Source organism: Micromonospora sp. CA-248212 (assembly GCF_050948405.1).
Lineage (GTDB): Bacteria > Actinomycetota > Actinomycetes > Mycobacteriales > Micromonosporaceae > Micromonospora.
The window spans coordinates 3,268,971-3,287,838 of sequence record NZ_CP192023.1; the positions used below are offsets into that span (position 1 = coordinate 3,268,971).

21 protein-coding genes and 1 pseudogene are annotated in these 18,868 nt (G+C 73.8%); 12 read left to right on the plus strand and 10 right to left on the minus strand.

What is annotated here, in order from left to right; genetic code table 11:
* The first annotated feature begins 90 nt into the window (after positions 1–90).
* The 6 genes from ACQP03_RS15670 (at position 91) to ACQP03_RS15695 (ending at position 3,734) form a co-directional block, all read left to right on the plus strand.
* Complete coding sequence (locus tag ACQP03_RS15670; protein ID WP_357122068.1) at positions 91–696, plus strand: winged helix-turn-helix domain-containing protein; 606 nt, start codon at positions 91–93, stop codon at positions 694–696.
* Between the two features lie 44 nt (positions 697–740).
* Positions 741–1,388: a uridine kinase gene (locus ACQP03_RS15675; protein WP_357122071.1), complete on the plus strand. Its 648-nt coding sequence runs from the start codon at positions 741–743 to the stop codon at positions 1,386–1,388.
* 151 nt (positions 1,389–1,539) lie between these two features.
* On the plus strand, positions 1,540–1,938 hold the full coding sequence (locus ACQP03_RS15680) for a TraR/DksA family transcriptional regulator (RefSeq protein ID WP_355052436.1): 399 nt from the start codon (positions 1,540–1,542) through the stop codon (positions 1,936–1,938).
* 48 nt (positions 1,939–1,986) lie between these two features.
* Positions 1,987–2,856: a DUF72 domain-containing protein gene (locus ACQP03_RS15685; protein WP_357122074.1), complete on the plus strand. Its 870-nt coding sequence runs from the start codon at positions 1,987–1,989 to the stop codon at positions 2,854–2,856.
* A gap of 271 nt (positions 2,857–3,127) precedes the next feature.
* The gene (locus tag ACQP03_RS15690; RefSeq protein ID WP_357175474.1) at positions 3,128–3,313 is read left to right on the plus strand and encodes a hypothetical protein; all 186 of its coding nucleotides are present in this window, start codon (positions 3,128–3,130) and stop codon (positions 3,311–3,313) included.
* On the plus strand, positions 3,306–3,734 hold the full coding sequence (locus ACQP03_RS15695; protein WP_357122080.1) for a DUF2267 domain-containing protein: 429 nt from the start codon (positions 3,306–3,308) through the stop codon (positions 3,732–3,734). Before ACQP03_RS15690 ends, ACQP03_RS15695 begins: the two co-directional genes overlap by 8 nt.
* 7 nt (positions 3,735–3,741) lie before the next feature.
* Here ACQP03_RS15695 and ACQP03_RS15700 read toward each other — a convergent pair whose 3' ends face one another.
* Positions 3,742–4,515 (minus strand): DUF72 domain-containing protein, encoded by a 774-nt coding sequence (locus ACQP03_RS15700; protein WP_357175471.1) that lies wholly within the window; start codon positions 4,513–4,515, stop codon positions 3,742–3,744.
* Positions 4,516–4,672: 157 nt separating this feature from the next.
* Here ACQP03_RS15700 and ACQP03_RS15705 point away from each other — a divergent pair, with 157 nt between their 5' ends.
* A complete protein-coding gene (locus ACQP03_RS15705; protein WP_334629546.1) occupies positions 4,673–4,978 on the plus strand; it encodes a hypothetical protein in 306 nt (101 codons plus the stop codon).
* Positions 4,979–4,987: 9 nt separating this feature from the next.
* Positions 4,988–6,289: a cupin domain-containing protein gene (locus ACQP03_RS15710; RefSeq protein WP_357122087.1), complete on the plus strand. Its 1,302-nt coding sequence runs from the start codon at positions 4,988–4,990 to the stop codon at positions 6,287–6,289.
* A 95-nt stretch (positions 6,290–6,384) separates the two neighbouring features.
* On the opposite strand, the gene ACQP03_RS15715 is transcribed toward ACQP03_RS15710, so the two are convergent.
* The 5 genes and pseudogenes from ACQP03_RS15715 to ACQP03_RS15735 form a co-directional block, all read right to left on the minus strand.
* Positions 6,385–7,047, minus strand: coding sequence for a hypothetical protein (locus ACQP03_RS15715; RefSeq protein WP_357398203.1), 663 nt, complete (start codon positions 7,045–7,047; stop codon positions 6,385–6,387).
* Positions 7,044–9,718 (minus strand): annotated as a pseudogene (locus ACQP03_RS15720) (FtsK/SpoIIIE domain-containing protein). The gene ACQP03_RS15715 and the pseudogene ACQP03_RS15720 overlap by 4 nt, the downstream one beginning before the upstream one ends.
* Complete coding sequence (locus ACQP03_RS15725) at positions 9,711–10,787, minus strand: hypothetical protein (RefSeq protein ID WP_357398208.1); 1,077 nt, start codon at positions 10,785–10,787, stop codon at positions 9,711–9,713. The pseudogene ACQP03_RS15720 and the gene ACQP03_RS15725 overlap by 8 nt, the downstream one beginning before the upstream one ends.
* 6 nt (positions 10,788–10,793) lie before the next feature.
* On the minus strand, positions 10,794–11,054 hold the full coding sequence (locus ACQP03_RS15730; protein WP_007076395.1) for a hypothetical protein: 261 nt from the start codon (positions 11,052–11,054) through the stop codon (positions 10,794–10,796).
* Positions 11,055–11,206: 152 nt separating this feature from the next.
* Positions 11,207–11,587 (minus strand): hypothetical protein, encoded by a 381-nt coding sequence (locus ACQP03_RS15735; protein ID WP_357122099.1) that lies wholly within the window; start codon positions 11,585–11,587, stop codon positions 11,207–11,209.
* A gap of 138 nt (positions 11,588–11,725) precedes the next feature.
* Here ACQP03_RS15735 and ACQP03_RS15740 point away from each other — a divergent pair, with 138 nt between their 5' ends.
* Genes ACQP03_RS15740 through ACQP03_RS15750 form a run of 3 tightly spaced genes read left to right on the plus strand, consistent with a single transcriptional unit; the run spans position 11,726 to position 14,804 of the window.
* The gene (locus tag ACQP03_RS15740; RefSeq protein ID WP_357398211.1) at positions 11,726–14,284 is read left to right on the plus strand and encodes an ATP-dependent Clp protease ATP-binding subunit; all 2,559 of its coding nucleotides are present in this window, start codon (positions 11,726–11,728) and stop codon (positions 14,282–14,284) included.
* Positions 14,281–14,454 carry a hypothetical protein gene (locus ACQP03_RS15745; protein ID WP_357122105.1) on the plus strand — a complete coding sequence of 58 codons (174 nt, stop codon included), beginning with the start codon at positions 14,281–14,283 and terminating at the stop codon, positions 14,452–14,454. Before ACQP03_RS15740 ends, ACQP03_RS15745 begins: the two co-directional genes overlap by 4 nt.
* Complete coding sequence (locus ACQP03_RS15750) at positions 14,454–14,804, plus strand: DUF3140 domain-containing protein (RefSeq protein ID WP_234582023.1); 351 nt, start codon at positions 14,454–14,456, stop codon at positions 14,802–14,804. Before ACQP03_RS15745 ends, ACQP03_RS15750 begins: the two co-directional genes overlap by 1 nt.
* A gap of 55 nt (positions 14,805–14,859) precedes the next feature.
* Here ACQP03_RS15750 and ACQP03_RS15755 read toward each other — a convergent pair whose 3' ends face one another.
* Both ACQP03_RS15755 and ACQP03_RS15760 read right to left on the minus strand, forming a co-directional pair.
* Positions 14,860–15,105 carry a hypothetical protein gene (locus tag ACQP03_RS15755; RefSeq protein ID WP_266241928.1) on the minus strand — a complete coding sequence of 82 codons (246 nt, stop codon included), beginning with the start codon at positions 15,103–15,105 and terminating at the stop codon, positions 14,860–14,862.
* A gap of 61 nt (positions 15,106–15,166) precedes the next feature.
* On the minus strand, positions 15,167–15,883 hold the full coding sequence (locus tag ACQP03_RS15760) for a TetR/AcrR family transcriptional regulator (protein WP_357122109.1): 717 nt from the start codon (positions 15,881–15,883) through the stop codon (positions 15,167–15,169).
* Positions 15,884–15,907: 24 nt separating this feature from the next.
* Between ACQP03_RS15760 and ACQP03_RS15765 the strand changes: the two genes are divergently transcribed.
* Positions 15,908–17,035 (plus strand): FAD-dependent oxidoreductase, encoded by a 1,128-nt coding sequence (locus ACQP03_RS15765; protein ID WP_357398214.1) that lies wholly within the window; start codon positions 15,908–15,910, stop codon positions 17,033–17,035.
* A 4-nt stretch (positions 17,036–17,039) separates the two neighbouring features.
* On the opposite strand, the gene ACQP03_RS15770 is transcribed toward ACQP03_RS15765, so the two are convergent.
* Positions 17,040–18,011, minus strand: coding sequence for a LysR family transcriptional regulator (locus ACQP03_RS15770; RefSeq protein WP_357122115.1), 972 nt, complete (start codon positions 18,009–18,011; stop codon positions 17,040–17,042).
* Positions 18,012–18,100: 89 nt separating this feature from the next.
* A complete protein-coding gene (locus tag ACQP03_RS15775) occupies positions 18,101–18,709 on the minus strand; it encodes a hemerythrin domain-containing protein (RefSeq protein WP_357122118.1) in 609 nt (202 codons plus the stop codon).
* Positions 18,710–18,868: the final 159 nt, after the last annotated feature.

Genomic DNA, 18,868 nt, shown 5'->3' on the forward strand with positions numbered 1-18,868 from the left:
GCCTCTTGACCCTCGCCCGGACGCCGGGAAGCATCGATGAAGCGGCGTCCCGGGCCGTGGGGAGATACCCGGACCAGCCCAAGGAGGACCATGTCGGTCAGCCCCGCCTCGTCGCGCGCCGGATGGCATACGTCCCAACCCGCGGTGCCCGGTCGACCTCCCGGCGGTCAACGCCGCCCGGCGAACACCGCCGCGCCCGTGCTCACCGTGACGCTGTCCATCCCGCTGACCTGCGAGGAGTCGCTGACGCCGCCGGCCCTGCGGTTGCTCGAAGCCGCGCGTGAGCTGCTCGAACGTGGCGAGGGCGTGGTCACCAGCTCCGCTCCGGCCGAGCGCCGCGCCGACGGTGTGCCGGCCAACCGGTCACCCGTGCGGGCCCTCACCCCGACGATTCCCGCCCTGCACATCCTCGCGTCGTCCCGGTCGGTGCTGCGCGACGACGAGCCGCTGCCCCTGACCCGGTTGGAGTTCGACCTGCTGCTGCACCTCGTCGCACACCCCCGCCGCGTCTTCACCCGGCTGCAACTGCTCAACGCCGTGTGGGGCTACGAGCACGCCGGGGTTCGCACCGTCGACGTGCACGTGCGCCGGCTGCGCGGCAAGGTCGGCGTCGACGTGCCCCTGGTCACCACGGTCTACGGCGTGGGTTACCGGTTGGCCGACGACGCGCGGGTCACCGTCGACCGCACCGGCTGACCGCCACCACCGCTCGCCGCTCCCGGGCGGGGCAGGATGGACCGGTGCGCATCCGTCCCATCTCGCCCGACCTGCTCGTCGCCGAACTGACCGGCCGCCTCGCCGACGCCTCGGCCACCGTCGAGCCCGCCCGGCTGCGCGTCGCCGTCGACGGCGCTCCCGCCGCCGGCCCGGACGAGCTGGCCGCCGCGCTGGTCGACCCGCTGCGAGCCCGGGGTCGTCCGGTCCTGCACGTACGCGCCGACGACTTCCTCCGCCCCGCGTCGCTGCGCTTCGAACTCGGCCGCACCAACCCGGACGCCTACTACGAGGGCTGGCTCGACGAGGCCGGCCTGCGCCGTGAGGTGCTCGACCCGGCCGGCCCCGGCGGCGACGGGCGGGTGCTGCCGTCGCTGTGGGACCCGGTCGCCGACCGGGCCAGCCGCGCCGCGTACGTCGACCTGCCGCCGGGCGGCGTGGTCCTGGTCAGCGGCGCGCTCCTGCTCGGCGGAGCGCTGCCGTTCGACGTGACCGTCCACCTTCAGGTGTCCACGGCGGCCCTGCGCCGCCGCACCGATCCGGCCCGGGGGTGGACCCTGCCGGCCTTCGACCGTTACGCCGACGAGGTGGTTCCCGCCAGCTTCGCCGACGTGGTCGTACGCGCCGACGACCCCCGCCATCCCGCGCTCGTCGAGGCGCCCGGCGAGGGCTGAAATTGGCTCGTTTGCGGGCCGTGTCCGGCGGGTACTCGCCCGGCTCACAGAGCGTGGGTGATCGCCCGCGTACCGCATGCGACCGCTACCCGGGGCGCCACGCCGCCGGACCCGGTTCACCGGAACCACAGGCCAGGAAAGGCAGGCAGCGATGCTCGTCCACGACACGGTCGACACCGGCCGCTCCCAGACGGAGATCGACCAGATCAGGCAGTCCCTGCAGGCGCGCTACGACGACCTGACGGCGGAGTACGACCAGGCCGTCCTGCAGAGTCAGGTGCTGCGTCTGGTGGAGGTCGGCGACACCGCCGGCGACGACCAGGCCGACAGCGGCACCAAGACGGCCGAGCGGGACACCGCCCAGTCCCTCCTGCGGACGATCCTCGACCGGCGCGCCCAGTACGAGCACGCGCTGGGCCGCCTCGCCGAGGGCACGTACGGCTGGTGCGAGGGCTGCAAGGCGGCGATCCCGGTCGAGCGGCTGGAGATCTTCCCGGCCGCCACCACCTGTGTCACCTGCAAGCAGACCCGCGAACGGCGGGCGGCCTGAGCGACGGCAGCGGTTGCCGGTCGGTCCGCGACGCGATGGACTCCATCCATGGGTGACATTCTGGTGGGCACCGCGTCCTGGACCGACCGCACGCTGCTCGACTCGGGCTGGTATCCCCAGACGGCGGACAACCCCGAGAAACGCCTCGCGTACTACGCCCGGCAGTTCCCGCTGGTCGAAGTGGACGCGACCTACTACTCGCCGCCGGCCGAGTCGACCGCGCGGCTCTGGGTCGACCGCACGCCGGCCGGGTTCACGTTCAACATCAAGGCGTTCAGCCTGCTCACCGGCCATCCCACAAAGGTCAGCGCGCTCTACAAGGACCTGCGGCCGGAGACCGAGAAGAAGAACGTCTACCCCGACGACCTGCCCGCGCAGGCGTACGAGGAGGTGTGGACACGCTTTTTGTCGGCGCTGGACCCCCTCGTCGAGGCGGGCAAGCTGGGCGCGTTGCTGTTCCAGTTCCCGCCCTGGTTCACGATCAAGCGGGCCAACAAGCAGTACCTGCTGGAGGTGGCGAAGCGCTGCGCCCCGCTGCTACCGGTCTACGAGTTTCGGCACGCCTCCTGGTTCGACGGCGACAACGCCGACGAGACGTTGTCGTTCCTGCGCGAGCACGACCTGTCGTACGTCTGCGTGGACATGCCGCAGGGTCACCGCTCGTCGGTGCCCCCGGTGCTGGCCGCCACCGGTGACCTGGCCGTGATGCGCTTTCACGGCCACAGCGACAAGTGGACCAGCAAGGACATCCACGAGAAGTTCGGCTACCACTACTCCAAGCGGGAGCTCAAGGACTGGGCGCCGAAGCTGCGCGAGCTGGCCGACTCCGCCGGCCAGACGCACGTCCTCATGAACAACTGCTACCGCGACTACGCGCAGACCAACGCGACGACACTCATTGGCTTACTGAACAGGTAAAACCTTCGCGCTGGCCCAATGCGCCGCCTGGGGAGTCGGCGAGGCGGACGCCCCGATCGGTGGGCAGCACTTTCGGGGATGTTGCTGCCTCACGACGGCCTGAAGCAGCAACATCCCCGAAGTTGTGCTGATCATGGACGAGCGCGGTGCAGGGCTTGAACCCCCGCGTCTCACCCGATCCGGGTGGGGTGGGCTCACCCGCTCGCCGGGCAGGGTGGGCACGGTGGTGACGGCCGCCCGACGGCCGGAGACGACACGGAGGTGACGGGGGATGACGGTTCGACTGGTGACGGATCGACGGCGTGGTGCCGTCCTGCACGTGGTCGGCACGGCGGACAACGCCCGACGTGCCACCCAGGGCAGCCCGGTACGCGCCCGGCGCGGTCCCGTGGGGCCGCCGCGACGTACCGACGAGCGACGCTGGGAGGCCACGGAACGGGGGTCGACCGATGCCTGACGCGATGATCTCCGCGTTCGAGAGTTCGCTGGACAAGACCAACCTGATCCTCAAGGACATCGAGGACGCCTACGGGTGGCCGAAGGAGCGGCGCAACCAGTCGTACGCGGCGCTGCGCACGGTGCTGCACCTGCTGCGGGACCGGTTGGCGGTCGGCGAGAGCGTCGAGTTCGCCCAGCAGTTGCCCGTGCTGGTCCGGGGGATCTACTTCGACGGTTGGAACCCGTCCGACGTGCCGATCAAGCTCAACCGCGACGACTTCCTCTACGAGGTCCGCCAGGGCTTCCCGTACGACGCCGAGGGCGGCGCGGAGCGGGTGACGCAGGTGGTGCTCGACACCCTGCGTCGGCACGTCACCCAGGGCGAGTGGCAGGACGTGAAGGACACCATGCCCAAGGACCTCGCCATGATGCTGCCCTGAGACCGGCCTATCGAGCGGCGCTGTCCGGCGGGGACGGCACCCGGGACACCGGGTGGCCGGCCCCGCGGGCCAGCGCCGCGAACGCGACGGCGTCGGTGACCGCCGCGCCGCCGGGGTCGTTGTTGAAATAGACGTACGCCGGCTCGTCCGCGTCGAACTCGTCGGTGAGCCGGCGGACCCACGAGCCGAGCGCCGTCCGCCCGTAGTGCGGCCACGGTCGGGCCCGCCCCTCGTGCAGCCGCAGGTACCCGAAGTCGGTGGTCCGCCAGCGCGGGGCCACCGGTCGACCGAGACGATCCGCCCAGACCAGCGCCGCCTGCCGCCGTTCCAGGACCGCCCGGGTGGCGTCGGTCCACCACGACGGGTGCCGGGGCTCCACCGCCACCCGCACGTCCCGCGGGAACAGCCGCAGCGTCGCGTCGAGCGCGTCGACGTCCGCCCGCAGGTTCGGTGGCAGTTGCAGCAGCACCGGGCCGAGTCGGTCGCCGAGGGCGGTGGCCCGGCCGAGGAACCGCGCCACCGGCTCGGCCGGCTCCCGCAGACGTTTGATGTGGGTGAGGTAGCGGCTCATCTTCACCGCCACGCAGAAGTCCGCCGGGGTCCGTTCCCGCCACGCCGCGAACGTCTCGCGTTCGGGCAGCCGGTAGAACGCGTTGTTGACCTCGACGGTGGCGAAGCCCGACGCGAAGTGCTCCAACCAGAGGCGCTGCGGCATCCCCTGCGGGTAGTAGCGGCCCCGCCAGTCCCGGTACTGCCAGCCCGACGTGCCCACCAGGATCACCGCCTCATCCTGGCACTCTCCGCCGCCGCCCGCGAACCGACCGTGTCGTCCCGGTTCGGCGTCTACGGTGTGGGTTAGAGAAGATCGCGCGTGGGGTACCACCCGCAGCACGACGGACCCCGGCGTACGGCGGGGCGGCACACCCGAGGGAGTACCGATGGCACTCAACGACGATGACATGCAGACCACGGGCGGCGGCGGCCTGGAGGGTCCGGCCGATGGCGGTGCGACCCCGGGTCACCAGGACGGTGGCGCGGACGGTGGCGCGGAGGGTCCGGCCGACGGTGGCGCGACTCCGGGTCACCAGGACGGTGGCGCCGATGGTGGCGCGGAGGGTCCGGCCGACGGTGGCGCGACTCCGGGTCACCAGGACGGTGGCGCCGACGGTGGCGCGGAGGGTCCGGCCGACGGTGGCGCGACTCCGGGTCACCAGGACGGTGGCGCCGACGGCAGCGCCCGGTAGCGGCACGCCATGACGTACCTCGACCCGCCGGGCGGCCACGGCCGCCCGGCGGTTCCGTCCGTGGCCCCCGACGGCGTACCCGCCGCGGCGAGCGCCGTCGCCGCGCTGGCGCGTTGCGTCTCGGTCGAGCCCGCCAAGTTCGCCGCCGCGCACTGGGGCCACACCCCGCTGCTGTCCCGCGCCGCCGAGCTGCCCGACCCGTCCGGGTTCACCGACCTGTTCAGCCCGGACGACGCCGACGAGCTGCTCAGCCGGCGCGGTCTGCGTACCCCTTTCCTGCGCGTCGCCAAGGACGGACAGCTCGTGCCGGCGGCCCGCTGGACCGGCGGCGGCGGGGCCGGCGCCGAGATCGGCGACCAGGTGCTCGACGAGCGGATCCTCGAGCAGTACGCCGGGGGTGCCACCCTGGTGTTGCAGGGCCTGCACCGGATCTGGCCGCCACTGGTGGACTTCGCCCGCGACCTGGGCCTCGCGCTGCGTCAGCCGTTGCAGGTCAACGCCTACCTCACCCCGGCGGGTAGCCAGGGCTTCGCCACCCACTACGACACCCACGACGTGTTCGTACTGCAGGTGGACGGCCGCAAGCACTGGCGGATCCACCCGCCGGTGCTGCCCGACCCGCTGGAGAAGCAGCCGTGGGGCGGCCGCGCCGACGAGGTCGGCGCCACCGCTCAGGGTCCCGCCGCGCTGGATGTGGTGCTCGCGCCCGGCGACGCCCTCTACCTGCCGCGCGGGTGGCTGCACAGCGCCCAGGCGCAGGAGGCCAGCTCGCTGCACCTGACCGTGGGCATCCGCGCGTTGACCCGCTACGCGCTCGTCGAGGAACTGCTCGCGCTGGCCGCCGAGGACCAGCGGCTACGGGCCAGCCTGCCGTTCGGCACCGACGTCGCCGACCCGGACGCCATCGAGCCGGAGCTGACCGAAACGGTGGAGGCGCTGCGCGACTGGCTGCTGCGGGCCGACCCGGGCGCGGTCGCCGCGCGGCTGCGCCAGCGCGCCTGGCCGGCGGCCCGCCCAGCGCCGATCCGTCCACTCGCCCAGGCCGGCGCGCTGGCCGCGCTGGACGCCGACTCCCGGCTCACCCTGCGACCCGGCCTGCGCTGGCAGCTCCTGCCGCACGGGGACGGCCAGGTGGCGCTACGGCTGTTCGACCGCACGATCACGCTGCCCGCCGACTGCGAGCCAGCCACCCGCGCCCTGCTGAGCGGGGCCGCGACCCGGGTCGGTGACCTACCCGGCCTCCCGGACGACGCCGACCGGGTCACCCTGGCCCGCCGCCTCCTGCGCGAGGCCGTCCTGGTGCCGGCCTGACCCTCTCCCCGCGGTTGATCAAGAGGTTCGCGTCACGACACGCCGGATTGATGACGCGAACCTCTTGATCAACCGGAGAAGAAGGGGGCGGGCGGTCAGCGGCCTAGGGTCAGGAGCAGCACCGTTGTTACCAGGCCGGCGCCGAGTACCACCATGATTGGTTGGGGGCCGAGCATCGCGTGCCGGCGATCGGCCAGCGCCCGCGCCGGCACGAGCCCCATCAGTGGCCCGAACAGCGTCACCACCAGCGCCAGCACCGGCATGCCGACCGCCAGGTCGCCGCCGTACCCGACGCCGAGCGCCCGCGCGGCGACGCCCAGCGCGTACCCGAGCACCGCGCCGCCCACCCCGCACAGCGCCAGCAACGGGTTGACCGAACCCGGCAGCTCGCCCGGCTGCCCGGCCCGGTTCAGCAGGTCACGAACCCGGCCGAGGAGCAACGCCGGGTCGGCCGGGGCGCCGCCGTTGGCCGGCACGGGCGGTCCGCCGATGCGACGGGCGCCCAGCCGGGCACGGGCCTGCTGCCACAGGTGCGCCACCTCGGCGTCCACCCGTTCCTGCTCCTCCCGGGCGTCGACCAGCTCCTGCTCGGCACGCCGCACCTCGGCGACGGCCTCGTCGACCGCGCGTTCGGCCGCCGCGCACTGCCGCTCGTACCAGGTGTGCGCCTCGGCGCGCTGCTCGCGCACGCGAGCGGTCAGCTCGGCGAGCCGTCGTAGCTGCGCCGTGTACGTCTCACTCGCCACCGGCTCGTTCATCGCGACGGTCCATAGGGGATGATCACGTGGCCGGTGCGGTGCACGGCCCGGTCGAAGAAGAGCCCACGCCACGGGCGGGGATACCAGTCCGGGCCGCCGGTGCCCGGATAGAGCGACGCGCCCAGCTCACCGCCGTGCGCGTCCAACGCCACCCAGGCCCCGATCTGGTCGGTGCGGGCGGCGGGACCACCCAGGTCGGCGCGCATCCGCGCCACGCCCCGCCACCAGGCCAGCACGTGGGTACGCCGCTCCGGCCCGTCGTGCAGGATCCGGCGCAACTGCTCCAGGCCCGTGCGCCGGCCCGTCCGCGCCGCGAGGGCGCCGGCCGCCGCGTCGACCGCGAACAGCAGCAGGTAGTGCGGGCTGCCCGCGCCGGACAACCCGTCGGCCGTCTCGGTCATCAACTCGCCGACGGTCTCCTCGTCGTACCAGGCGGCGTCGTCGGCCAGGTCGTCGTAGAGCGTGCGGGCGATGCCGTCGGCGTCCGGGTCGAGGCAGGCGATGGAGAAGCGGGCGGTGCCCGGCGGGTGCTGGCGGGCCAGTGACCGGGCCGCCGCGTCCAGCACCGCGCACGCCTCGTCCACCCGCGTGCCGAGCACCGCCAGGTTGCGTCCGGGCGCGCGGGGCAGCCGCAGCGCCGCCGAACGCGCCTGCACGTCGATGATCTCGCCGAGCAGGGCCACCGGGTTGCGCGGGGAGCGGCCGTCCGCCGGGGCTTCGAGGGCCCGGAAGTCGGGGGCCTCGGTGAGCCGGGGGATCGCGTCACCGTCGAAGAGCCGGGCCGGGGCCGCGTCCGGCGTGCGCATCCGCCACAGGCGGTGCTGCAGGCCGCTCCACGTCTCCCAGTCGCTGGCAGCCGGGATCCGGGCGACCTCGTTGCCCTCGACCATGCCCGACTCGGCGTTGACCACCGCGTGCCAGCGTGGCAGCGACTGCGCCGCGTCGTTTCGTTCGGCGAGGATCCGCAACGCCTTGGGCAGCGCGATCCGCAGGGCGAACTGCGCCACCAGCGCGGGACGCCCCCACAGCGCCTCGATGCCCCGGACGTCCTGGGAGGCGAGCACCAGGTGGATGCCCTGCGACCGGCCGCGGCGGGCCAGGTCCTCCAGCAGGTCGGCCGCCTCCCGGGCCACCACGTCACGGCCGGCCAGCAGCATCTGGAACTCGTCGACCACCGCGACGATCCGCGGCCAGTGCCCGGTCGGGTCCACCGCGCGCAACTCGGCGAGCTTGGTGACCTCGTGTTTCTTGGCCGCGTCGGCCCGCCGCCGCAGCTCCTCGGCGAGGAAACGCAGCAGCGCCAGCCCGAACTCCCGGTCGGTGTTGACGTTGATCCCGACCAGGCGCATGTGCGGCAGCCAGCTCGGGTCACGCCGGCCCTGCGCGAACCGGGCGAAGGACACGCCCTCCTTGAAGTCCAGCAGATAGAACTCCAGCTCGGCGGGGGAGTAGCGGGCCGCCAGCGCGCCGATCCACGCGAAGATCAGGTTCGTCTTGCCGGTGCCGGACGGCCCTCCGATGAGGGCGTGCGGCGGATAGTCGGCGAGCGTCAGGCGGACCGGTCGACCCTGCGGTCCCTCGCCGATCGGCACGGTCAGGCCGTCCGCCGAGTTCTCCCGCCACATCAGCTCCGGCGGCGGCAACAGGTCGCCGAACGGCGTCGGCGGTGGGCCGGCGTTGACTTGGGCGGCGACCTCGCGGCAGGTCTCGGTGACCAGCGTCGCCGGCGGCGGCGGGTCCAGCCGGACCGACAGGCCCGACGGGCCGCCGATCCGGGCGCCCGACGCGTCCGCCACCACCCGGGTCACCGTCGGGTCGTCGGGCAGTGACCCGCCACGGACCACCAGGTGCACCCCGCAGGCCGCGCCGGCACGGACCACCCGGTCGAGCTGCCCGCGCTCGTGCCGGTTCAACTCGTCGCCGCCGAGCAGCACCGCGACCCGCCACGGCTCGGGGCGGCGGCCGGTCGCCGAGGCCAGTTCCCGCAGGGACCCGTACTCGCCGGCCAGCACCGTCTCGTTGATCCGCCGGATCTGCTCGACCAGGTCGTCCAGGAGCGGGCCCAGTCCGCCGGGGCCGACGAAGGTGAGCAGCCCCGCCGTGCCCAGCGGCGCGAACCCGGCCAGGCCCCCGCCGAGGTGCTCCGGGTCGTACCCGATCAGTCGTACCCCACCGGGGTCGGCGCGACCGACGGCCCGCAGCAGCAGCGCGGACACCACGGCGTCGCAGCCGGCGCGGTCGTCGCCCGACAGGTGGACGTGCCCGGCGTCGAGCAGCGGCACCAGCGCGGGTACCGGCTCGACGTCGTCGAGCCGGACCGTACCGACCCGCAGCGCGCCGGGTGGCTCGGCCCGGCGCAGGGGCGTGGGGGTCCAGCCCGGCCAGTCCGCGCCGGCGCAGCCGGGCGCCTCCTGGCGGGCGGCGTCGGCGGCGTGGCGGGCCAGCTCCGCGATGCGGGTGGCGTGCCGGGCGTCGATCTCGGCGAGGCGGCGGTCGCGTTGACCGCCCACCCGCTCGGGTACGGCGGCGGCGGCCCGGCGGACCCGGGCGAGCCGCTCGCGCCCGGCGCTCAGGTCGGCCTGCGCGGCCGACAGCCGGGTACGGGTGGCGCCCAGCGCCTCGGCGAGGAGTCCCGGACCCGGGTGGCGAGCTGCCCGCGCCGGTCAGCCATCGGAGCCCCGGCGAGCCGGCGCGTCCCGCCACGGGCTGCCCGTGCGCGGCGGTACGACCCCACCCGACGCCTGCCCACCCGCCGCGCCGGAAGGCCGACCGCCGGCGCGCGGGACGTTCGGGCGTGGGCTCGCGCCGCTGTCGGGTCGACCGCCGGAGCGTGGGGTGCCGGCGCGCTTGTCGTCGCGGCGTGGAGTCGGGCCCGCGTCCGGCTCGGCGGCGGCCTGCGGCGCTCCCGTGGGCAGGTCCCGGCCCAGCCGGGCGAGCAGCAGCCCGGCCGTCACCCCGGCGGCCACGGCCGAGTCGGCGGCGTGCGGCGGCTCCCCGGACGAGCGGGGCGGCGGCATCCGGCAGACCCGGGTCAGCAGCGTCTCCAGCACCGGCGGTGGCAGCCCGGGCAGCAGGTCCCGTACCCGGCCGTCCAGCTCCCCGCGCAGCCGGCCGAGGTCGCTGGCGCGGGGCGGATGCCCCAGCAGCTCACCGGCCAGCTCGCGCAGCAACGGAGGCGCGAGCGCCGCCATGCCGAGGCCCACGTCGGCCGACGCGCGGCGCAGCTCTGTCCGCAGTCGGTCACGGTCACCGGCGCGTACGCCGCCCACGACCCGGCGCAGCAGCTCCTGTGAGTCGCGTAGTCGCTCGTCGGGCTCGTCCGCGTCGGTCTCGTGCCCGCCGGTCAGCTCCGCCACCCGGACGGACCACCAGCGACGCATCCGTACCTGCTCGGGCCGCTCCGGCGCCACGGTGGTGGGCCCGTCCGACGGCGCCTCGTCGTGGCGCTGGTCGCGCTGCTGCGGCCGGGGCGGCGGGGCGCCGTCGGCGGCCAGCCCGATCGCGACCAGGTACGCCGAAAGCTGCTCCTGCGCCACCCGAAGCGCGTAGTTCGCGCTCTCGGCGTGCTCGGTGGCGGCGGACAGCTCGGGCACGCCCATGGGGTTGGCCGACTCCTGGCGGACCCAGCGCAGCCGCTCGGCGGCCAGGCCGAACTTCTCCAGGGCCTGACCGAGCAGACCCACCGGGAACTCCTCGCTGGCCGCGCGGACCTGGCCGCCGATGTCCTCGATGATGGACACGCCGGCCTACAGGGTGGAGACGTAGAGCTGGGCCTGCTCCACCGCGACCAGTGTCGCGGCGAGACACTCCTCCAGCTCCTGGCTGGCCTGTGTCAGCGAGGCCTGGGCCGCCTCCACCGTCTCGTGCCCGCTGCCCTCCAGCGCGCCGGCCAGGGTTTGTTGCGCCTCGGCCAGCTTCTCACCCGCCGCCTGGACGGCTGTCTGCCCGTCACCGATCTGTTGGAGGGCGACATCGATGGCAGCCTTCAGCTCGGCGACGCTCGCCACGGCGGAACCTCCTGGGGGCGGGGAGATCTCCATTAGAGCCTATCGCCGTCCCCGGGAGAACATCCGCCCTGGCGGTGTTGATGCCCGCCTGACCGTTAACCCCCGTGAAGTGCCGGGAGTCCGTTCTGTGGGAGTCCCAGTGCGAGAACCTTTCAGTTTTCGCGGAGCCAGCGGGGGCCGTACACCTCCGCGCCCAGGGCGGTGACCCGCTCGCGTAGCTCCCGGTCGGCGGTGACCACCAGCCGGCGGCGCTGCGGGGCCGCCCGCACCAGCTCGACCACCGTGTCGTCACCCGAGCCGGGGGCGGAGACCACGCGCACCTCGTCGATGCCGGGCACGTCCCGCGCCGCGCCCTCGACCACGAGCACCACGTCGACCGGTGCCGTCAACCGGGCGGGCAGCCCCTCGGCGGCCACCGGCGCGAGGGCGTCCCGCAGCCGGGCGGCAGCCCCGGCCCGGTCCCGCCACCACCCGTTGGGGCGGGAGCCCACCACGTTGGCACCGTCCACGATCAGCAGCGGGTTCTCCGTCATGCCGCCAGCCTGCCACCACCCGACCGAACCGGCCGGACGCCACTCCACGGCGAGGTGCGCCACCGCCTGCGGCGTTTGTCGCGCCGGGTGCCGGGTAGCCCCTGCCGACCGTGCCGCGCCCGACTGCGGAGGAGAGACATGATGGGACCCGGTGATCTCGGCTCCGACCCGTGGGACGAATTCCTGGCCCGGTACTTCGGCCGGGGTGAGGGAGGACGCCGACCGCCGCACCGGGTCGACATCACCCGACTGATGACCGCCGACGCGCGGGAGATGCTGGCCGACGCGGCCCGTCGCGCCGCCCAGCGGCAGAGCAGCGACCTGGACACCGACCACCTGCTCTGGGCGGCGCTGCAACGCGAACCGCTGCGCGACCTGGTCCGCCGGGCCGGCGCCGACCCGGACACCCTGCTCAACGCGCTCGGCGGCAAGGGCGACGGCGCGCCGCGCGGCGAGGTGCCACCGAACCTGTCGCTGACCCCGGCGGCCAAGCGGGCGCTGCTCGACGCCCACCAGCTGTCCCGGGCGATGGGCGCGAACTACATCGGCCCCGAGCACATCCTGATGGCCCTGCCGCTCAACCCCGAGTCGCCCGCCGGCCGGATGCTGGCCGCCGGACGGATCCAACCCGAGTCGTTGCAGGCCGCCAACGCCGAACGCGGCCCGATGAACGGCCCGAAGCCGGACCGGGGTACGCCCACCCTCGACCAGTACGGCCAGGACCTCACCGACCTGGCCCGCAACGACCAGATCGACCCGGTGATCGGCCGGGCCGACGAGATCGAGCAGGCCGTGGAGATCCTGTCCCGGCGGACCAAGAACAACCCGGTGCTGATCGGCGAGGCAGGTGTCGGCAAGACCGCCATCGTCGAGGGGTTGGCGGAGCGGATCTGCGACGGGGACGTCCCGCAGACCCTGCTCGGCAAGCGGGTCGTGCAACTCGACCTCGCCGGCCTGGTCGCCGGCACCCGCTACCGGGGTGACTTCGAGGAACGCCTCAAGAAGGTCATCGACGAGATCCGGGCGCACCGGGACGAGCTGATCATCTTCCTGGACGAGATCCACACCCTGGTCGGCGCGGGTGGCGCCGGCAGTGAGGGCGGGATGGACGCGTCCAACATGCTCAAGCCCGCCCTGGCGCGGGGTGAGCTGCGGGTGATCGGCGCGACCACGCTGGACGAGTACCGCAAGAGCATCGAGAAGGACGCCGCGCTGGCCCGGCGTTTCCAGCCCGTGTTGGTGCCCGAGCCGAGCATCGACGACACCATCGCGATCCTGCGCGGGCTGCGGGACCGGTACGAGGCGCACCACCAGGTGCGCTTCACCGACGAGGCGCTGGTCACCGCCGCCGAGTTGTCCGACCGGTACGTCACCGACCGGTTCCTGCCGGACAAGGCCATCGACCTCATCGACCAGGCCGGCGCGCGCGTGCGGCTGCGCACCCGTACCCCGGCGTCCGACGTACGGGAGCTGGAGCAGGAGCTCGACGACGTACGCCGCGACAAGGAGCAGGCCGTCACCGACGAGCAGTACGAGCGCGCCTCGGCGCTGCGCGACCGGATCGCCGAGCTGGAGGCGGAGATCCGGCGCGCCAACGGCGAGGACGGCCCGTCGTCCTCGCAGGTGCCCGAGGTGGGTCCACAGGAGATCGCCGAGGTCGTCTCCCGGGCCACCGGCATCCCGGTCAGCCAGCTCACCGAGGAGGAACGGGACCGGCTGCTGCGCCTGGAGGGTCACCTGCACGAGAAGGTGGTCGGCCAGGACGACGCGGTCACCGCGGTGGCCGAGGCGGTCCGCCGCTCCCGGGCCGGGCTGGCCGACCCGGAGCGTCCGATGGGCAGTTTCCTGTTCCTCGGCCCCACCGGCGTCGGCAAGACCGAGCTGGCCCGAGCCCTGGCCGAGGCGCTGTTCGGCGAGGCGGACCGCATGGTCCGGGTGGACATGAGCGAGTTCCAGGAGCGGCACACGGTGAGCCGGCTGGTCGGCGCCCCACCCGGGTACGTCGGCTACGAGGAGGCCGGCCAGCTCACCGAGGCGGTACGGCGCCGCCCGTACGCGGTGGTGCTGCTCGACGAGATCGAGAAGGCGCACCCGGACGTGTTCAACATCCTGCTCCAGGTGCTCGACGACGGGCGGCTCACCGACAGCCAGGGCCGTACGGTGAACTTCAAGAACACCGTCCTGATCATGACGAGCAACCTCGGCTCCGAGCTGATCACCGGCACCCAGCGTGCCGTCGGCTTCGGCACCGGCGCGCCCGGCAGCGATCAGGAGAACGACGAGCTGCGCGAGCGGCTGATGCGCCGCCTGCAGGAGAACTTCCGCCCGGAGTTCCTCAACCGCATCGACGAGATCATCATCTTCCGCCGGCTCGAGGCCGAGCAGTTGCGCGACATCACCGCGCTGCTACTGGAGGACACCCGCCGCCGGATGCACGCCCAGGACATCCAGGTGGAGGTCACCACCGCCGGGGTGGACTGGCTCGCCGAGCACGGCTACCAGCCGGAGTTCGGCGCCCGTCCGCTGCGCCGGGTGATCCAGCGCGAGGTGGACAACCACCTGTCCCGGATGCTGCTGGAATCGGCGATCTCACCCGGCCAGAAGGTCGTCGTGGACGCCCGCGACGGGCAACTCACCTTCGACGTGACCGCGGGCGAGCGGGGCTACACCGCCGCCACGACAACACACCCACGATGAGCGGGCCGGCGGGACGCGAGGACCACGACGAGCCGCACGAGGACGCGGACGAGCACCCCGACCCGATCCTGGCGCCCCCGACCGCCAATCCACGCCGAACGCGGGTACCAGCCGAGGGCCTGCACCCCAAGACCGACCAGGACGACCCGGAGACGCGAGAGGAGACGTGATGGTACGCGACACGCGGCTCGACCCCGAGGTGGAAGTGCTCTGGGAGGACTTCCACGCCGAGGTCAACGTCCCGTCGGAGCAGCTGCGCACCTGGCTGTTGACCAGGGGATCGGGCGAGGAGTCGTTCAGCCCGAACCCGGACCTGGATCTGCCCCAGCCGGGGCGGGAGATCCTCAAGGTGCTCAACAAGCGCAAGGTCGACCTCACGCCGGAGGACATCGAGGTGATGCGCGAGGCGGTGGAGCGGATCCGCGAGCTGATGGACGCCAAGCCCCGGCGCGGCAACGCCGACGACGAGTGGCGGCACTCGCTGCTCGACCTCGGGCACGATCCGCTCGTGGAACGCTGAGCGCGGCCGTACGTGACGGCGCCGACCCGGTTCGGGTCGGCGCCGTCGTCGTGCCCTACTGGCCCTGGTCGGGCTCCAGGCTGCCGATGGTCAGCCCCGCCGCGTCGGCGGCGGCGTCGCGCTCGCCCCGGGTCTGGTCCTCGCGGGTGAGCAGGTTGGCGTACTCGGTGACGTCGGCCGGGTCGGGCACCTCCGGGAGCCGGCGCAGGAACGCCTCCACCTGACGGGTGGCGGCGGTGTGCGCGGCGGCGGCCTGGCGGAGCAGTTCGCGGTCGTCGGCGGGCGGGTAGAGATCGGTCATGTCCGCCAGATACCCGGACAGCGGCGGTTCGCACCGGCGGTGGCCCTCGTCTCGCCTCGCCTCACCGGCCGGCGATGCCGTCCAGGAGGGTGGTCAGGTTGTGGTCGAAGGTCTCCTCGGCGTCGAGGTGCGCGCCGTCGACGACGAGCCGGGCGATCGTGGGATAGCGGCCCGTGTCGAGCATGCGCGTCAGGTAGGGGCCGAGGCTGGCCTGCCAGGCGCTCAACTCGGTGCCGGTGGACCGGGCGGTACGTCGCTCGGTGACCTCCCGCCGCAGCGCTCCGATGATGAAGGCGTTGAGGGCGCCCAGGGCGCGCTGGAGGTCGTCGACGTCGCGTACGGCGGGGGCCTGGCTGAGCGCCGCGGCGGTCGACTCGCCCACGGTGAGCGCGTGCGGCCCGAGCTGCGGTCGTCCGCCGAGCAGGTCGGAGAACCACTCGTGGTCGAGGGCGGCGGCGCGGGTCCGTCGCACGATGGCCAGCACCGTGGCACGCCACCCGGGGTGCGGGCCACCCTCGGCGATCTCGGCGTAGACGGCGTCGACCATCAGGTCGAGCAGCTCTGACCGGTTGGTCACGTAGTCGTAGAGGCGCATCGGACCGACGCCGAGTTCCTTGGCGATCCGGCGGACCGACAGGCCGTCGAGGCCGTGCGCGTCGGCGAGCCGGATCGCCGTCTCGGCGATCTTCGCGCGGCTCAGCGGCACCGGCGTCGCCCGCGGGCGGGGCTCGGGCCGTTCCCACACCGGCACCACTTCGCTACCGTACGGTGTATCCACGCAATACAGTGTACGGTAAGGAGCATGGCGATGCGACTGGCGATCGTGGGCGGCGGCCTGGGCGGGCTGACGTTGGCACGGATCCTGCACCTGCACGGCATTGAGGCGGTGGTCCACGAACGCGAGGCGGACCGGGCCGCGCGCTCGCAGGGCGGGATGCTCGACCTGCACCCGGAGTCCGGGCAGCGCGCCCTCGCCGAGGCGGGCCTCGGCGAGGTGTTCCGGTCGTCGGCGCGGCCCGAGGGCGAGGAGCACCGCATCCTCGACCCCGCCGGGCGTACGCTCGTGCACCACACACCGCGCCCCGGCTCATTCGACGGACGCCCGGAGATCGACCGCACCGTCCTGCGTCAGCTTCTGCTGGACGCGCTCCCGTCCGACGCGGTCACCTGGGGTCATCGCCTCGTCGGGGCGACGCCGCGACCCGCCGGCGGTTTCCTGCTGACCTTCGACAGCGGTCGTCGCGTCGAGTGCGACATTCTCGTCGGCGCGGACGGCGCGCGCTCGGTCGTCCGACCGCTGCTGATCGACGCGCCACTGACGTACGTCTCCACCCACGTGGATCTCACCATCGGCGACGCCGACCGTCGCCACCCGGAGCTCGCCGAGATGGTCGGCCCCGGCAACCTGTGGTGCGTCGGCGTCAACCAGATCCTCGCCGCCCAGCGCCTCGGCGACGGCAGCATCCGGGTCGGGATCTCGCTCCGTGCCGAGGGCCGTGACCTGGACGCCTACCGCAGCAAGGATGCGCTACGGGCCCTCTTCGACGGCTGGGACGCGCGCCTGGTCGCCCTCATCGACGCCGGCGACGACGCGCCGACGCCGCGCCGGGTCGAGGCGATGCCGGTCGGCGCGCGCTGGGCCCACCAGCCGGGAGTCACCCTGCTCGGTGACGCCGCGCACCTCATGCCCCCGGTCGGCGAGGGCGCCAACCAGGCCATGCTGGACGCGGCCGAACTCGCCCACGAACTCGTCGCCCACCCCGGCGACCCGGACGCGGCGATCCGGGCGTACGAGGAGGCGATGTTCGCCAGGGTCCAGCCGATCGCCGAGATGTGCGCACGGGTCCAGGCCATGATGCTGTCCCCGACGGCGGCCGACGACCTCGTCCGCTTCTTCACGCGGCGTCCCGCCGAGCCCGTCGGGCAGTAGGCCCTCACGCCGCGCTGGGCTGTCGGACGCCGAAGGCCGGGTTGCGTACCAGCCAGTCCAGGTAGGTGGGGTGCGACGCCAGCGAGTCGGTGTACGCCGCCTTCGCCGTGGCCAGCAGCAGCTCCGCGTCGCGGGCGGCGGGCGACTCCGGATGCCACCCCAGCAGCAGTCGCCAGCGCAGCGGGACACCGGCCAACCGCCGGGTGACCAGACCGGCCACCGGCCGGAACGTCGCCTGGCACAGGGCCACCGCGACGCCCGCGTCCACCAGGTCGACGCAGCCGCGGATGTCGGTCTCGTACACCTTGCGCGGGGTGAAGCCGGCGCGCGCGCAGGCGGCGGCGAAACAGTCGCCGAAGCAGCCGTCGCCGGGCGCGGCCACCCACTGCTCGTGGCGCAGGTCGGCCAGGCGCACCTCGTCCCGGTCGGCGAGCGGGTGGCTCGCCGGCAGCAGGACCAGCACCGGGTCGACGGCCACCTCCCGCCATCGCAACCCGAACTCGGCCGACGGGGTGGCGTCGCCGCAGACGCCGGTGAGGGCGAAGTCCAACCGTCCGCCGGCCACCAACTGCGCCAGCTCGTCCACCGACCACGAGGCGTACGTGGTGATCTGGGCCGGCGGCTCCTCGGCGGCGAGGCGGTGCACCAGCCGGCCCAGGATCGGGCTGTTCACGCCGCCGAGCCGGTAGCAGCGTGACACCTCGGCGGCACCGGCCAGCCGCGCCGCCTCGTCCTGTAGGCCCTTCATGGCCGGCAGCAGCACCCGGGCCCGGGCGAGCACCAGCTCACCGAGCGCGGTGGGGCGGGCGCCGCGCCGGTCCCGGTCGAACAGCGGCCCGCCCAGCGTCCGTTCGATCCGCTGGAGCTGGGCGGTCAGCGCCGGCTGGGCGAGCCCGAGGGTCGACGCCGCCTTGGTCACACTCCCTGTCTCCGCGATCGCGCAGACCACCCGCAGGTGTCGCAGCTCCAGGTTCATACGGTGACGGTAGGACCACGTCGCAGCCGGCGGAAGGGGCCAAGTGGATCGGTGACATTGAATGCATTCTTTGGTGCGGCCCGCGCGTTTCAGTCGCGCGGCGGCTCCGGCAGGTCCTTCAGGTACGTCGGCCGCCGAGTCACCGCGTCGCGGAGCTTGTCCACCACGCCCACCGCCGGCTCGACGATGCGGTTCCACGGCGGCGTGGCCGGAGTGCCCGGGTGCGGCCGGGTCGGAGCGGCCTCCTCGGCGATCTCCAACCGGTTGCCCAGCCGGATCAGCTCCTCCGACGTCGCCACCGCGCGCAGCTCGGTGACGAGCGTGCCCACCCCGTCGACGTGGCGGCGGACCCGCTCGGCGACCTCGGTCACGGTCTCGTCGTTCAGCCCCTTGAGGGCGGCCAGCAACGCCGCGTCACCGTCGATCTCCGCGTCCACCCGGGCGGCCTCGGCCGGCAGCGCCGCCCGCACCGCTGGCAGCAGGTACTGCTCCTCGGCGGAGATGTGCCGCGACAGCGCGGCGGTGAGCACCGCGAGGGCCTCGTTCGGCGTGGCGTCCGGGCCGCTGAGCTGGTCCACCAGGGTCAGCAACTGCCGGTGCTCGCGGTCCACGATGTCGGCGACGCTACGGCCGCCGGGCCGGTAACCCTCGTCGGGGGCGGGCGTGGGCGGCAACGGGGGCAGGGGAACGGCGGACATGATGCCCTCCTCGACTGGCGGGCGGAAGCTCCGGCAGGGGTTGTGCGGTCGTGGGCGGCGGTACCCGAACGCGGCCGCCGCGAAACCGCCGCCCGATTCGTCGACCTGGATGCCCGGCCGCCTCCCCTCGGTGCGCCGGCCCGCCGGTAACTCGGGGCT